Source organism: [Clostridium] polysaccharolyticum, assembly GCF_900111595.1.
GTDB classification, from domain to species: Bacteria; Bacillota; Clostridia; order Lachnospirales; family Lachnospiraceae; genus Clostridium_AI; species Clostridium_AI polysaccharolyticum.
Map to the genome: position 1 here is coordinate 237,559 of NZ_FOHN01000001.1, position 13,867 is coordinate 251,425.

The following is a 13,867-nucleotide window of genomic DNA, read 5'->3' on the forward strand; positions in this document are numbered from 1 at the left end:
AGATGAAAGTGTTTTTGGAACTTTTGGCATTCATTCTTTTGTCAGCAGGATTTATTCTGCTTCTAAAATTGAATTTGAAGGAATTTCTTCACGATGTTTCTAAAGCATTTCTCTGGAACCCCCAAAAAACATTGAAGACAAGGGTTCTTGAAGTTACTGGAAAGAAAAAGGGAAGCCGCTTCTTGAAGCTGATTCAGGAAGCGGTCACAACACTGGAAGTGAATAAAAAGGAATCATTATTTCCACTGATTTGTGGTGCAGCTCTTGTAATGTCGCTTTTGGGAATTTTATTAGGCTTCCTGATGCAGAATTATTTTATTGCTCCTGTACTTGGTGCTGGATTCCTGATATGTCCATTCTTATATGTTAAGTTACTAGGATTTAGGCTTAAAAAGCTATTAAATCAGGAACTGGAGAGTACATTGTCTATTGTCACAACTAGTTACTGTAGAAGTGAGAATATTGTAGAAGCTGTAGAAGAGAACATTAGTTACATTAATGCTCCAATAAAAGAAGTGTTTCAGCAGTTTCTCTTTGAAGCAAAAATGGTTAATCCGGATATCAAGAAGCTTATCCGCAGGATGAGGGATAAGATAAATAATAATGTTTTTAAAGAGTGGTGTGATGCTCTTGCATCTTGCCAGGACAACAGTAAGCTAAAAAGTACGTTGTTGCCAATTACAAAAAAGCTATCTACAGTAAGGACTGTATCGGCCAGACTGGATGCAATGTTATATGAACCTGTGAAGGAGTTTATATCACTGATAGTAATGGTGGTACTGAATATTCCTCTTATGTATTTTATAAACAAGGAGTGGTACAGGATTCTTGTTTATTCACAATACGGGAAAATTACACTTAGTGTATGTGCAGCAATAATTTTTGTGTCTGTTTTTGCTGTTATCAAGATTACGCGGCCGATCGAATATAAAAGATAAGAAAGGGGGAACAGAATATGTTATTTTTGCTTGAAATAATTACATTTGCAGGGGTGGCATATGGAAGCTATACAGCACTTGCAGGTATTTTGAAATTGCCTACTTTTGCAGCCGAAAAGGCAGCGCAGGCATATGGGAAAGAAGATACGTTGTCTATGCAGTTTGAGCTGTTTGTACAGAGGCTGGCTATTAGACTTGCCCGGCACATCAAAATGGATGAATACAAGTATGGTAAACTGGAACAGGAGTTGAAAAACCTGGGGATGGAACAGACACCAGAAATGTACAAGGCAACTGCACTTGTAAAATCGTTTTTAACGCTGCTTTTGGTAATTCCGTGTTTGTTTATCTGGCCGATTATTTCAATTGGAATAGTAATAATGGCATTTCTGGTATACTTTCAAGCTGAAAATAAGCTTCAGGAAGAAATAAAGAAAAAACGGGAAGCAATTGAACTGGAGCTTCCCCGTTTCTGCTGTACGATAAAACAAGAACTTGCAGAAACAAGGGATGTGCTTGCAATCTTGGAAAACTACAGAAGGAATGCGACAGGAGCAATAAGGAAGGAACTTGATATAACATGTGCAGACATGAGGAGCGGCAATTATGAAGCTGCCCTAACAAGATTTGAAGCACGAATTACATCCGCACCATTAAGTGACATTATAAGAGGCCTTCTTGGTACGCTGCGTGGAGATGATAATACAGCGTACTTCGAGATCCTGGCACATGATATGGATGAAATGGAAATACGCCGTCTGGAGGCGGAAGCAGCAAAACAGCCAGGAAAAATTAAAAAGTACCTGGCTGCGTTATTAGGATGCATGCTGCTTATGTATGCAGTAATCTTAATTGTATATGCACTTGGCAATATGAATTTCAGGTAGGGCAGGTGAGTTCATGAAAGAAATAATAAGGAAATTAAAAGAGAAGGATGGATCTGCTTTTATTGAAATATGCATCGGAGTATTGGTTTTTGCAATGATTCTGACTATAATTTTACAGACCATTTCGGTTCTTGTTTATAAATACCGGCTAGGTACCGTTGCAGACAAAATTTCAGAAGTCGTTGCAGCAGAGGGGGCTTATGATTCCACTGTCCAAAGTGTCATTGGCAAGTACATGGAAGCAAATAATGTAAAAGATGCTTCCGTTTCCCTTGCTGGTACAGAATTTATGCCAGGAAAGAATAGAATCCAGCTGAATGACAAGATTGTTGTGACAGTCACAACAAAATACAGCATTGGATTCAGTGCAAATGTAAAAGTAACGATAAACCTGAAAAATGTGTCCCAGACAAGGAGTGGTGTCTATTGGAAGTAGTAAAAATGAGACAGATACTGAAAAAGAATGATGGAAGTACCGTGATTGACGTTGCGGTATGGGTGCTTGTCATGCTTATTATCTTTTCCGTAGCGTTTGAATATATAAGGGTTCAGATAATCTGTTATAACCTGAAGGATACATTTGAAAATGAAATCCAGACAGTCCTTTCCGAGAATTACGATGAGGTATATGCAGGTTTTCGGGAAAGCAGGGCAGTTGGAGGACAGTTTGAGGGCGGACCGGAAGGAGCAGCGGAGGACAATGAAGAGCCAGAATGGATCGATCTGAATGATTCCGGGGATGTAGAGCAGGAGATAGAAGATTTACTTGCAATGGATTCTCTGGAAGATCCGAATGGATCTTTTGAAATTAGAGATATAAAAGTAAAGGTACGGAATGGAAGTGATACTGATACTGGCAAATATGAAGTAAATGGAAGCATGAAGGTTCTGGTTCCTATAAAAATCGTTGGTATTACTGTAAAAACATCTGTACCAGTAAAAACTAAAATAGTATACAATGAAATGTATTAAAAACTGAATAAGAAAATAAAAGCGAAAAAAGCTAGAAACATTGAAAGAACGGTGGTTTTGAGCTTTTCTGAGTTGAAAAAACAGATGGAATATGGTATAATATGTTTATGAATAACTTGTAATTATACTTTCCATTTGGGAAAGAGAGGTTACATTGAAGAAAAACAAAATTATAATTGTAGCATTTATTATAACAGTGGGCTTTATTTGGGTATTCCTTTTTAACAGTAACAGTGTAAGAACTGGAAAAGACCATTCTGGAAATGGAATACAGGTTGAGGTTGCAAAAAATGAGAGCATTAATGCAGATATCAAAGAACAAGATAAACAAGAACAGCATGATGGCTCATCCTCTAAGAGCGATTTACACATTGATACATATGAAGAACTGAAGAAAGAAAAAGATGTGGTAAATCAGAAAAGCAGGAAAGTAAGTGGAAAAAGCGGTTCAGATACAATTGAAAAAGCAAAAACAAAAGTCAATAAAACGAAAAAAATAGTGATAGATGAGTCAAGTACGACTATGAAAGATGAAACAATAGGTACTGAAAAAGAATATACAGCTGGAGAAGAGCCACAGAAAAAAATTGAATTGCATGAACCAATTGTAACCGAAGGTAAAGAGGTGACAATTGATACAAAACCTGGAGGCAAAAGAAATATTGGTACATGGGGATAGATAGGAGGTATTAGGATGAAAAGGAGAGATTTAGTTTTTAGTGTAGCAGTTGCTTTTAGCGTAGCAATGAATCCAGTTGCTTTAAAAGCTGAGACGGATGAAGTCGTTATAGAGCAGGAATTAGATGTGATCGATACGACAAAGCCTGTTTTAGAAGGGATAAAAAATCAGTCTGTATTCGTGGGTGATAAGATTAATTATCTAAAAGGAGTAACAGCATGGGATGATAAAGATGGCAATTTAACGAAAGAGATAAAAGTGGACAGTGCTAAGGTAAATTTGAAGAAGGCAGGAAAATATGTAGTTACTTATACGGTAAAGGACAGTGAAGGAAATACAGCTATAAAAAAAGCTGCTATACAAGTTAAGAAAGACAAAGCTCCGGTTATAAAGGGAGCAAGAAACCAAACCATTTATTTGAATAATCCGATTTCCTATAGAAAAGGAGTAACGGCAAAAGATGATAAAGATGGTAACTTGACAAAGAAAATTAAGATTGATAGTTCGAGAGTTAAGAAAGCCAAGGTGGGAAAATATCCAGTTACTTATACGGTAAAAGACAGCGCAGGGCACAAGACGATTAAAAAGGTATTTGTAACAGTAAAGAAGTTTAAGTTGTTTACTCCAACAGTGACAGAAGGTAAAGAGGTGACGGTTGATACAAAACCTGGAGGTAAAAAAAATATTGGTACATGGTGATAAAAAGCTGGAAAGTGTAGTCAAATAGGGACTGCACTTTTTTTATGTCAGGAGGCAATATTGTGAAGAAAATTTATAGAATAACATTAATGTTAGTTTGTTGTATGTTGTTGCGAAGTTATGCTATTAATGCTGATCCTAACATGGATGGTGGAGGTTCAGGGGGTGGCACACAAGCAGGTACGAGTCAAAACTATTATTCATCAGGGGATGATGGTGTCAGGATTACAATAATTGATGTAAAAACTAAATGTAGGGCAGAAGGAACTCATACAATTGATTATTATAGAAAAGAAGGTAAAAATGAAAAAAAAATTTTGCATTTTGGAAAGGTATGCAAAATTGAATACATGGGTACAGGGGGATATACGATAGGGCGGAATTTGGTGCAATCTGATGAAAAATATTTGACTAATACTTTTCATACCTTGGATTTACCAACTATAGTTAGTAATTCGAACAGTACATCAAACATAGAGACAATAAAAGACTATTTCAATAATGAAAAACAATTAAGAGGTATTGCATCGAGAACAGGTTTATCCTATGGAGAACTGATTAGTGGTAAATACAAAGTAATGATTGAACCAATGCTCTACTTGACTTTCCAGGGAAATTACATGGCAATGACAGCCCATGAAGCGGCAAAACTGGACATGGCATTAGGAGGAACACTGACATCTGGAGGGGGATTGAGGGCAAAGTTTGTATCCTTTACACATAAGAACTTGCCACTTTCGATTTTCTTGAAGAAAAAAGATCTGGGGATAAGACCTTGGACTGGTTCTAAGAATAGCCGTGTGCAGAATGGAAGTATTCTCTCGTATCTTGGAGTTGGAATACTTAATTTTGCTCCAGAAGGCAATGAGGTAGACTTGGATACATCCAAATATGTTTACAGGCCAGATACCGATGTAATAACAGCTATTGATGTCAGTGTCACAGGGGGCAATGAGGATGGGGCAACCTGCGATAATCCACTGACGGTGCAATTTTCTAATCCATACTTTGGCACAAGAGTAGTGACTGGCATTACAGTACCACAGGGAGGGAGCAGACCTGTCTGGATAAAATGGCATACACCAAATGTTACTAATAAGGTTGTTACATCCATTGAGGTAACTATGATGGGGGGAGCTGCTTCATCAACACATGCTTCTATCCCAGTAACCATTAGCCCGCTGGTTAGAAAGGAGCCTATAAATCCGGCAGCGGATGATACGAAACCGAAGAGTTTTGTTCAAAACAGTAGTCCGTCATTTCCTACAACATCGGTATTAAGTAAATTTAGTAGTCATGTGACAAGTACATCCTGGCATACATACACATGCACAAAGAGGAGGGTTATTGATTACTATGATACGTATTATGTAGAGGATGAATGGTTTGAAGTGCCAGTGTATAAAACGGTTTATGAGTATTCCGTCAATACATATAGTAGCAGACTGATTAGCACAACTGTAAAAGTTAAGCCGGATAGCAGTACAAAAGGAGCACGTCAAAAGAGTAACAGCATAAAAAGTGGCTATGGAATCGAAGTTGAAATAACATCAAACGTATCAGGAAGCAGTGCAAATTGTACGGGAGTGCAGAGTGCATGTGTGTATTTTCCGGAATTTAATTATAAAAGATATCGTAGAGATGCAAAACTGTCAAGTGCATCTCTGTTATCTACTCTGACGTTGCCAGTGAATCAGTATTCTCTAAATGGGAGCAGAGTGCATTTTACACCGATCTGGTATCCAGACGGAAACTATAAGGTCTATGCAGAAGTGTTTGATGCATGGACACCAGGAGGGATGCTTTGCAGTTCTGGAACAGGAAACATAAATATAGCAGGAAATATGTGGGATGACTGGTACATAAGGAAAATGATTGAGATGAAGTAAATAAATCGTAATAAGAGGTGAGTGTATTGCATGAATCGGATTATATTTTTTTAATAGCTAGTGTTTTGATTTTTATAGATGGTGTTAGGTTTGTTTTGAAGATAGCAGGCAAAACAGTTAATGAAAATGTATTTTTAGGAATCATGTTGTCAGTGAATCCCATTATTACATTTGTATTATTTCTGCTAAGTCAGTATACAAATTTTTCTCCTGGCAATTGGTTTGTGTTTGATGAATCAAAATCAATAGAGACATTTGTCATTATTTTTGAAATAAAGATTTTGTATCAAAGGATGGATGATCTTTTTTATGAAGAACTTATCACAAGGCTTTTGGAACCATGCATCATTCTTGTTTTTATTCCTATATTTATTTATAAATCCATATGTCGATTAAATGCTGGAATATATGCAGCATTTGCTGGTATAAACATTGTCTATATCATTCTGATATGCTATTATATGAATAAAAAAAGGCAGGATGATATAAGGAATGTCAAAAATGAGAAAATGGATATGTGAAATAGAAGAATTACAGCGTAAAACCTATGATGGAACAAATCACATAACGGTAAAAAGTGTTGAATTTTATGAGCGTTGGATCGTGTTAATCATGGCAATTTATATAATTGTTTATTTGGGGAAATATGCAATTGGAATAGGCATTTGCATTGATTGGGCTGTTTATATGGTAACAAAACAAACAGAGTCATGGTGCACTTCATTAATAAGATGTATTATAATGCTATTAAGTTTATTCTTGGGATATTCTTTATGCGTTATCGGTTTTGTTTTAAACAGAAAGCATATGAATATATTTGTTCTTGTAGTTGTAATTATTTATTTAACAAAAAAATTTTTGGCAGATTGGTATAAGATTTCTATAATATCGCAATCAACCGTAGCCAAAATGGCGAATGAATTGATATCAGTATTTGTTACAATAATGTTTACTGCTGGAACGTATGTAGAGAGTCTAGTTTTCAATGATGTTCCATCTTTAAGCATGATAAAGAAATCATATCATAGTATCGAGCAATTGAAAATAGTATTAGCTTCAAGTACAGTGTTACAAAAGAAAATATTCCTAGCATATGGCAAGCTATCTATGGAAGTCATTTTTTTAATGCTTTTGCCAACGCTATGTATTTCTTTGTTCATTACAGGGATTATTGATTTGAAAGAATACTGGATGAAAAAATATGGACAGGAAGATTTTTGGACGAGAGTAGAAATGAAACGGAAACAAAGGAGTTTAGCTAAAAGTAAAGATATAAAAACAGCTGAATAAAGTACATACAGAAACACCTTGGCATCAGGGTGTTTTTTGTATGGGAAAAATTTTAGGAGGAAGTGGTTGGAATGAATAAAGTAATAGTAATGGGACGTCTAACAAGAAATCCAGAAGTTAGATATTCGCAAGACCTTGCCATTGCCAGATATACACTGGCAGTAAACAGAAAATACAAGAATAACGGACAAGAAGAAGCTGACTTTATCAGTTGTGTTTCTTTTGGAAAGACAGCTGAATTTGCAGAAAAATACTTGCATCAGGGAACAAAAGTTGTTGTGTGTGGAAGAATCCAGACAGGCAGCTATAAAAACAAGGATGGCAAAAAAGTCTATACAACAGATGTTGTTGTAGAAGAAATTGAATTTGCCGAGAGCAAGAATAGCCAAGGAAAATCTGATGAATTTGTAACTGTTCCGGATGATGTAAATGAGGACTTGCCATTTAATTAGTTAGAAGGAAGGAGAACGGAATGAAATGAATGGAATAGTTTTGCCTGTGGCTGTTTTGGTGTTATCGATAGGCAGCATTATTGGAGCATTTTTTATGCAGAATAGGATACAGAAAAAGAATGTAAGGATAACAGATGAGCAGCGAAAAGAGCAGGAAAAAAGAACAGCACAGGACTTTGTCAATGTAAAAGAGATTAAAGACATTTTTCTCTATACAAATGATAATTTTATTTGCACCTACATAAAAGTACAGCCGTTTTCCTATGATTTATTGACTTTGAGGGAAAAGAAGGTAGTAACAAAAAATTTGACTGCTGAACTCTCCCAAGTAAATCGGCCGTTTAAATTTATTGCGGTAAGCCGTCCGGTCGATATTAGTGCAATCGTAAATCAGTATAATGAATTATTAATGGAAACAACAGATCAGGTGCAGAAGCAGCTTTTAAGAAATGGCATATATCAGTTAAATGAATTTGCTATGTCCGGAGAGGTTATGCAGCGTGAGTTTTATTACATGCTGTGGGACCATGCAGAGGATCCTTATGACATAAGAAAAGTTACAAAAGAATTTTTAGAACATTTAGAAAATGCAGGATTAAAGGGGGAGATTTTACGAGGAAATGAGATAGTAAAACTATGCAATCTCGTTAATAATCCTGCATATGCAGATAAAGATACATGGAATACAAATTGTGTGCCATATATGGATTTAGCGGAAGAATAGTAATGGGAGAATAAGATATGAGAAAAAAGAAAGAAGAAATTAAACCAAACAATGCATTGATTAATCTGATTGCCCCGATGGGGCTGGATAAAACACGTAATGAACTATCGGTTGGAGAGAATATAGGGAAAGTATTCGGGGTAATACGTTATCCCGGGTCCCCAGACTATGGATGGCTATCTAAATTGACTACACTTTCCGGAACAATTTGCAGTTACATGTTTACTCCAATTGACAATAGTGAATTTATAATGGCACTAAACAAAAACATAACACATCAGAAGAGCATTATGGCGAATGCACAAGATGAGCTGACACATCAGAGAGCAGACAAAAGTGCAAGGGATGGGGCTGATTTGCTTATGCAAATCGATCAGCACCATGAAGCAATTGGAACAATCAGTACACTGATAATGCCCATGTCTAATGTGGATGATTCCGAGCTGTTAAATAGAACATGCAGGGAAGTAAGCAGTAAATGCATTTCAGCAGGACTGCAGGTTAGGCTGTTATCGAATAACCAGTTGAATGCATTTCAGCAGATAAGTCCTTTTTATGTAAGTGATAAGGACATACGGCAGATAACAGAAAGAATTGCACCTTTGTCAGCAGTTTGCGGCGGGTTTGCGAATGCAAATGCAGGATTAAATGATGGAGCCGGCTTTTATTTTGCGAAGGATGATACAGGTGGAATGTTAATGCTGGACATGTGGCTGCGTAGCGGGGACAGAACCAATTCCGATATTGTAATTAAAGGAATAAAGGGACAAGGGAAAAGTACAGCATGTAAACACATCATCTTAAATGAGTACGCTCTTGGAACCAAAATAATTATTATAGATCCGCAGGGCGAATATAAAGAGATGACACAAAAACTTGGCGGCACATGGATAAATGCTGCCGGAACTGATGGCAGACTGAATCCGTTACAGATTATGCCAGTACCTAGATCCCTTAGCAGTAAACAGGAAGAAATGCTATATAAGGATGAGGGGAATGGCATGGGAGACATGGCGTTGTACATTCAGCATCTGGAATTCTTTTTTTCGCTATATATGAAAGGAATAACAAAGGTGCAAATATCTCTTTTGAAAAAATGCGTTATTGAACTATATAATAATTTTGGAATTACCTGGTCCACAGATATCACAAGGCTGGGTCCAGAAGATTTTCCAATCATAAAAGATTTACATGAACTAATTGGCCAAAAGGCAAAAGAGGCAAAAGAAAATGAAGAAAGTGAAAACTATAGCTATTATAATGACTTGTATATTCTGTTAGAAGATGCTGCTAAAGGAGCGGATTCGATTTTGTGGAATGGTTATTCCACTCTCAGTGCAGATGCAAAATGTGTCTGTATTGATACTAGCATCTTGAAAGATGCCAGTCCGGATGTGAAAAGAGCACAGTATTTCCTTATTAACAGCTGGACCTGGCAACAGATGACTAGAGATAGAAATGAAAAGATAAGAGTGTTTTATGATGAAGCAGAAACCATGATAGATCCAGATGTTCCACAATCACTGGCATTCTTAAAGAACTGTATGGATCAGGACAGGAAATATGAGGCATCCATGGTAATTATTGCACATCGAATAGCGGATTTTCTATCCAATCAGGTTAAAATGTTTGGCCAGGCATTATTGGATGATCCATGTTATAAGATAATATTTGGATGTGATGGACAGGATTTGCTGGATACAAAAGAATTGTACAAACTTACAGATGCGGAAGAAGAACTTCTGACCAGCAAAAAAAGGAGCCATGCACTTATGTTAATTGGAAATAAGAGAATGCATGTGAAGTTTGAAATTCCTGATTATGAGTTTTCGTACTTTGGAACAGGTGGTGGCCGTTAATGGATCCAGTTACAGTAGCAAAAGTAGCTATGCTTGTAAAAGAACAGCTTAAATCAGAAGAAAAGCGCAGAAGACTACTGATTGCAGTGATTTCAATTGTAATGTCAGTAGTTTTTGTCTTTTCTGCTGTCACTTATATAATTACACATCCTGTTGATATCATTTTTGGTGATGGTGATGGTATCAAGATAGGTGAAAACATTAAGATTGATGCATCCCATGTAGAAAAATCCGTATGGGATTCTCTGAAGAAGAAGGGGTTTTCTGATGCAGGAGCAGCCGGGACCATGGGAAATATGTGTGCAGAAAGCCATTTCAACCCGTCAGCAGGCTACTGTGGACATTATGGCATCTGTCAATGGGGCGGCGGACGTTATACAGGTCTGGTTAATTATGCAGGTGAAGCACCATGGAACAACCTGGAAACGCAACTTGATTATTTTTTTATGGAATGCCAAAAAAACTATAATGGTGTCTGGAATGAGATGATAAATGCGACAGATGTAATCCGGGCAACGGATTATTTCTGTGCTTATTATGAAATTTGCCCAGGAACTTTAGGCAACTGGGCATACAGTACAATAGATGGAAAAGCGTATCAGGGACTGGCAGACAGGAGGGCATACGCAAAAGCATATATGCAAAAATTCGCACAAGGAGGAAAAGAATGAAATGATATTTTACATGGCGACAGAACAGAACAAAGAACGGTTGGAATTCCTTGCAGAAACGTACATTTTAAACGTAAATACATATGCATATTTAGGGGCAGATGACATGCTGTCCTTAGTAAAAAATGAACTGCGAAATACAGAAATGGAAGCTTTGATAATGGATGCAGGAATTCTTGAAGATAGTACTTTGGTAAACAGCGAAGAATTGTTAGAAGTATTTAAGGCATTTAAGCTGTTGTATCCGGAAAGCAAGATTGTTGTTCTTACAGAAAAAGATATGGAAAGAGAAACAAACGAGATTTTCTTTTCCATATCTTTTTCATCTGTTTCTAAAGAACTAGTGGATATCTTAAGTGCAAATGCTGAAGAAGATTCTGAAAAGGAAACATTAGATATGGAACAAGAGATAGAAAAAGAAAGGGAGGCGGAGCAAGAATCAGTCGGAACTGATAGAGAAATAATTACTAAAGATAGAATAAAGGTATCTGGAGGAACACCGTTATTAAAAATGCGTGTTCAGCAGAATAATCAGGAACACAAGCCGAAGAACATTGTTAAGTTGTCGTCTGCATGTGGAGATAGGAATGAGCTGAACATATTGAAACAGCAGTGGTCTTGTAACAATCTAATGGTTGCAGTCATAGGCAGTGAAAGAAGAACTGGTACTACAACAGTGGCCTTTAAGCTTTCCGAGTGGCTTAGCCAGTCTGGGGCGAAGGTTTCCTATACAGAGGCAAATGCTCATTTCCATTTAAAGCTGATTGCACAAAAATTTAGATTTAGAAAAGAAAATCAGTATTATGTAAGAAAAAATATTAATTATTACGAAAACACAGAATTTGACAAGTATAATGGAAGAAATTTCATTCTGCTTGATTTGGGAAGCATTCAGGAAAATACAGATTGGGTAATCCGCATTTTAAAAGAAGTTGCAGACATGATAATCTTGACAGCAGGAGGAAAGATATATGAGCAGAATGCATTGGATAAGGCAGTGGATATATTGCTTTTCATGGAAAAGCCTTGTGCAGTAATTTTTAATTTCCTTTCAGAGCAGGATTTTCTTGAACAGGAGGAAAGATTTCATGGAAATGATATCATAATGTTAAATGGGGAATACGAGCCGGATTTGCTAAAACCAATTGATGTAAGTGAAATATTTGAGTGTTATAAAAGTAGTTAAATAGGAGAACACAAATTGTAAATAATATAGCAGACAAGCTAATGGAAAATGCAGATGGCTTCTTTTCGGAAACTGGGAAAAAGTGCATATCCATTGAGAAAGCGGTAGAAGTCTTAAAAATTTATGTAGAAAAGAACAAATAACTGATAAAACAGGGGAGAATGTTAAATGAGAAAATTTGAGATGTTAAATGTTATCTGTAAGGATTGCGAGCTTACAGCAAAAGAAAAACTTGTTGCACAGTATTTTGTGTACAAGTCTAATAAGTCTGGAGCATGTTATCCTTGTGTAAATAAGATCGCAGAAGACTGTAGTGTGAGCAGAAGAACTGTACAGAGAGCTACCAAGAAGTTGGCCGAGAAAGAGTATATTATAAAAGAAGAACGTTTCAAATTTGGAAAACAGACATCTAATCTTTACACATTTAATACTCTCCTGTTTGAGAATATTATGCAGCGTGAGAAGGAAATTGAACTGGAGAGCAGACAAGAAAAAGCAAATTCTACTGTTGTGGCCATGGAAGTAATAGAACTTGAGGAACTGCTTAACATTGAGAATACAGATACAATTATAGAAGCAGACCAGGAAAGTATAGACTTAGATGATTTAATTATGTCTGGAACCCAGGAAGAGGATTCTATAGAATGTGCACAGGAAGAAGTACCATTTAAGGAACCGAATCAAGAGCAGATAAACAAAGAAGAAATTTTCTTTTCCGTATCTTTGTTGGCTTGGTTTATATGCATTTTAGACGGACGAGACATACAGCCAGGGAAAGGGGGGCAGGACAATTTAATAACAATTGGAAATCATAATAGCATTAGTAGCATAGCATCAAGAAAGATCATGGGTGCTTTTTTTCCGCCTTAATTTCTGTTAGGGGCGTCACTATGACACCCAAATTATACGATGAGTATAGATATTGAAAAAGAAAATATAAATATAATATATATACTAAAATAACAGATAAGGTGCGAAATTTAACATTGAATTTCACGTCTTTTTTGCATATACTAAAAGTAAGTAAACAGAAAGGAAAGGTGAATTATGCCAAATATTAAACCAATATCGGATCTAAGAAATTATAGTGAAGTGCTTCGCGATGTGAGTGTTGGAGCACCAGTATTCCTTACCAAGAATGGCCGTGGAAAGTATGCGATTGTTGCTATACAGGATTACGAAAAGAGCCAGGCAACACTTGCACTTATGGATGAGCTTGCAAAAGGGAAAAAAACAGGAGAGGAAAAGGGATGGCTTTCATCCAGTGATGTGAGAGCACATTTTATGGAAAGACGAAATGAAGAATAAGATTTGTTACTCACCTAGAGCATTAGAGGATCTGGATGAAATTTGGAACTATATTGTTTTGGAACTGTGTAATCAGGATGCAGCGGAGCAGACGGTAGGAAGAATTATGGATGCTGCAGATAACCTGAAAGAGTTTCCACATATGGGGACTTGCTTATCTGCTTTGATAGAAGTAAACAATGATTATAGATTTTTGGTATGCGGAAATTATTTGATTTTCTATAGGGTGGATCAACAAAAAGTATATATTGACCGAATTTTGTATGGGAAGAGAGACTTTATTCATATTCTCTTTCCAGATATGTAATAGATT

Annotated in this window: 17 protein-coding genes; all 17 read left to right on the top strand. The window is 36.5% G+C overall.

All coding sequences use genetic code 11. The features are described 5' to 3' along the window. The first annotated feature begins 2 nt into the window (after window positions 1–2). The 17 genes from BMY85_RS01070 to BMY85_RS01150 all read left to right on the top strand — a co-directional run bounded on the left by BMY85_RS01070 (window position 3) and on the right by BMY85_RS01150 (window position 13,861). On the top strand, window positions 3–938 hold the full coding sequence (locus BMY85_RS01070; RefSeq protein ID WP_092475189.1) for a type II secretion system F family protein: 936 nt from the start codon (window positions 3–5) through the stop codon (window positions 936–938). Between the two features lie 17 nt (window positions 939–955). Next, window positions 956–1,825, top strand: coding sequence for a hypothetical protein (locus BMY85_RS01075; RefSeq protein WP_092475192.1), 870 nt, complete (start codon window positions 956–958; stop codon window positions 1,823–1,825). Window positions 1,826–1,838: 13 nt separating this feature from the next. Next, the gene (locus BMY85_RS01080) at window positions 1,839–2,261 is read left to right on the top strand and encodes a DUF4320 family protein (protein WP_092475194.1); all 423 of its coding nucleotides are present in this window, start codon (window positions 1,839–1,841) and stop codon (window positions 2,259–2,261) included. Next, window positions 2,252–2,797, top strand: a complete 546-nt coding sequence (locus BMY85_RS01085; protein ID WP_092475195.1) for a hypothetical protein — start codon at window positions 2,252–2,254, stop codon at window positions 2,795–2,797. Before BMY85_RS01080 ends, BMY85_RS01085 begins: the two co-directional genes overlap by 10 nt. A gap of 154 nt (window positions 2,798–2,951) precedes the next feature. Next, entirely contained in the window at window positions 2,952–3,476 is a 525-nt protein-coding gene (locus BMY85_RS01090; protein WP_092475196.1) for a hypothetical protein, read from the top strand. A gap of 15 nt (window positions 3,477–3,491) precedes the next feature. Continuing rightward, complete coding sequence (locus BMY85_RS01095) at window positions 3,492–4,175, top strand: immunoglobulin-like domain-containing protein (RefSeq protein ID WP_092475197.1); 684 nt, start codon at window positions 3,492–3,494, stop codon at window positions 4,173–4,175. Between the two features lie 62 nt (window positions 4,176–4,237). Continuing rightward, the gene (locus BMY85_RS01100) at window positions 4,238–6,064 is read left to right on the top strand and encodes a hypothetical protein (RefSeq protein ID WP_092475198.1); all 1,827 of its coding nucleotides are present in this window, start codon (window positions 4,238–4,240) and stop codon (window positions 6,062–6,064) included. A 26-nt stretch (window positions 6,065–6,090) separates the two neighbouring features. Further along, window positions 6,091–6,585, top strand: a complete 495-nt coding sequence (locus BMY85_RS01105; protein ID WP_092475199.1) for a hypothetical protein — start codon at window positions 6,091–6,093, stop codon at window positions 6,583–6,585. After that, window positions 6,557–7,354 carry a hypothetical protein gene (locus BMY85_RS01110; protein WP_143066300.1) on the top strand — a complete coding sequence of 266 codons (798 nt, stop codon included), beginning with the start codon at window positions 6,557–6,559 and terminating at the stop codon, window positions 7,352–7,354. Before BMY85_RS01105 ends, BMY85_RS01110 begins: the two co-directional genes overlap by 29 nt. Window positions 7,355–7,425: 71 nt before the next feature. Then, on the top strand, window positions 7,426–7,806 hold the full coding sequence (locus BMY85_RS01115) for a single-stranded DNA-binding protein (RefSeq protein ID WP_092475201.1): 381 nt from the start codon (window positions 7,426–7,428) through the stop codon (window positions 7,804–7,806). Between the two features lie 25 nt (window positions 7,807–7,831). Continuing rightward, entirely contained in the window at window positions 7,832–8,530 is a 699-nt protein-coding gene (locus BMY85_RS01120; RefSeq protein ID WP_092475203.1) for a hypothetical protein, read from the top strand. A gap of 17 nt (window positions 8,531–8,547) precedes the next feature. After that, window positions 8,548–10,389 carry a VirB4 family type IV secretion system protein gene (locus tag BMY85_RS01125; protein ID WP_092475204.1) on the top strand — a complete coding sequence of 614 codons (1,842 nt, stop codon included), beginning with the start codon at window positions 8,548–8,550 and terminating at the stop codon, window positions 10,387–10,389. Next, window positions 10,389–11,060: a phage tail tip lysozyme gene (locus BMY85_RS01130; protein WP_092475205.1), complete on the top strand. Its 672-nt coding sequence runs from the start codon at window positions 10,389–10,391 to the stop codon at window positions 11,058–11,060. The genes BMY85_RS01125 and BMY85_RS01130 overlap by 1 nt, the downstream gene beginning before the upstream one ends. 1 nt (window position 11,061) lies before the next feature. After that, the gene (locus tag BMY85_RS01135) at window positions 11,062–12,246 is read left to right on the top strand and encodes a hypothetical protein (protein WP_092475207.1); all 1,185 of its coding nucleotides are present in this window, start codon (window positions 11,062–11,064) and stop codon (window positions 12,244–12,246) included. 168 nt (window positions 12,247–12,414) lie between these two features. Next, a complete protein-coding gene (locus BMY85_RS01140; protein ID WP_092475209.1) occupies window positions 12,415–13,116 on the top strand; it encodes a helix-turn-helix domain-containing protein in 702 nt (233 codons plus the stop codon). 177 nt (window positions 13,117–13,293) lie between these two features. Continuing rightward, complete coding sequence (locus tag BMY85_RS01145; RefSeq protein ID WP_092475212.1) at window positions 13,294–13,554, top strand: type II toxin-antitoxin system prevent-host-death family antitoxin; 261 nt, start codon at window positions 13,294–13,296, stop codon at window positions 13,552–13,554. Continuing rightward, window positions 13,544–13,861: a type II toxin-antitoxin system RelE/ParE family toxin gene (locus tag BMY85_RS01150; RefSeq protein ID WP_092475215.1), complete on the top strand. Its 318-nt coding sequence runs from the start codon at window positions 13,544–13,546 to the stop codon at window positions 13,859–13,861. Before BMY85_RS01145 ends, BMY85_RS01150 begins: the two co-directional genes overlap by 11 nt. The last annotated feature ends 6 nt before the right edge of the window (window positions 13,862–13,867 follow it).

What these genes read in the sequence shown, in the direction of transcription:
- BMY85_RS01070 (WP_092475189.1), top strand. Translation starts at nt 3, where the DNA reads ATGAAAGTGTTTTTGGAACTTTTGGCATTCATTCTTTTGTCAGCAGGA.
- BMY85_RS01095 (WP_092475197.1), top strand. Translation starts at nt 3,492, where the DNA reads ATGAAAAGGAGAGATTTAGTTTTTAGTGTAGCAGTTGCTTTTAGCGTA.
- BMY85_RS01115 (WP_092475201.1), top strand. Translation starts at nt 7,426, where the DNA reads ATGAATAAAGTAATAGTAATGGGACGTCTAACAAGAAATCCAGAAGTT.
- BMY85_RS01145 (WP_092475212.1), top strand. Translation starts at nt 13,294, where the DNA reads ATGCCAAATATTAAACCAATATCGGATCTAAGAAATTATAGTGAAGTG.
- BMY85_RS01125 (WP_092475204.1), top strand. Translation starts at nt 8,548, where the DNA reads ATGAGAAAAAAGAAAGAAGAAATTAAACCAAACAATGCATTGATTAAT.
- BMY85_RS01110 (WP_143066300.1), top strand. Translation starts at nt 6,557, where the DNA reads ATGTCAAAAATGAGAAAATGGATATGTGAAATAGAAGAATTACAGCGT.
- BMY85_RS01075 (WP_092475192.1), top strand. Translation starts at nt 956, where the DNA reads ATGTTATTTTTGCTTGAAATAATTACATTTGCAGGGGTGGCATATGGA.
- BMY85_RS01135 (WP_092475207.1), top strand. Translation starts at nt 11,062, where the DNA reads ATGATATTTTACATGGCGACAGAACAGAACAAAGAACGGTTGGAATTC.
- BMY85_RS01120 (WP_092475203.1), top strand. Translation starts at nt 7,832, where the DNA reads ATGAATGGAATAGTTTTGCCTGTGGCTGTTTTGGTGTTATCGATAGGC.
- BMY85_RS01140 (WP_092475209.1), top strand. Translation starts at nt 12,415, where the DNA reads ATGAGAAAATTTGAGATGTTAAATGTTATCTGTAAGGATTGCGAGCTT.
- BMY85_RS01150 (WP_092475215.1), top strand. Translation starts at nt 13,544, where the DNA reads ATGAAGAATAAGATTTGTTACTCACCTAGAGCATTAGAGGATCTGGAT.
- BMY85_RS01080 (WP_092475194.1), top strand. Translation starts at nt 1,839, where the DNA reads ATGAAAGAAATAATAAGGAAATTAAAAGAGAAGGATGGATCTGCTTTT.
- BMY85_RS01130 (WP_092475205.1), top strand. Translation starts at nt 10,389, where the DNA reads ATGGATCCAGTTACAGTAGCAAAAGTAGCTATGCTTGTAAAAGAACAG.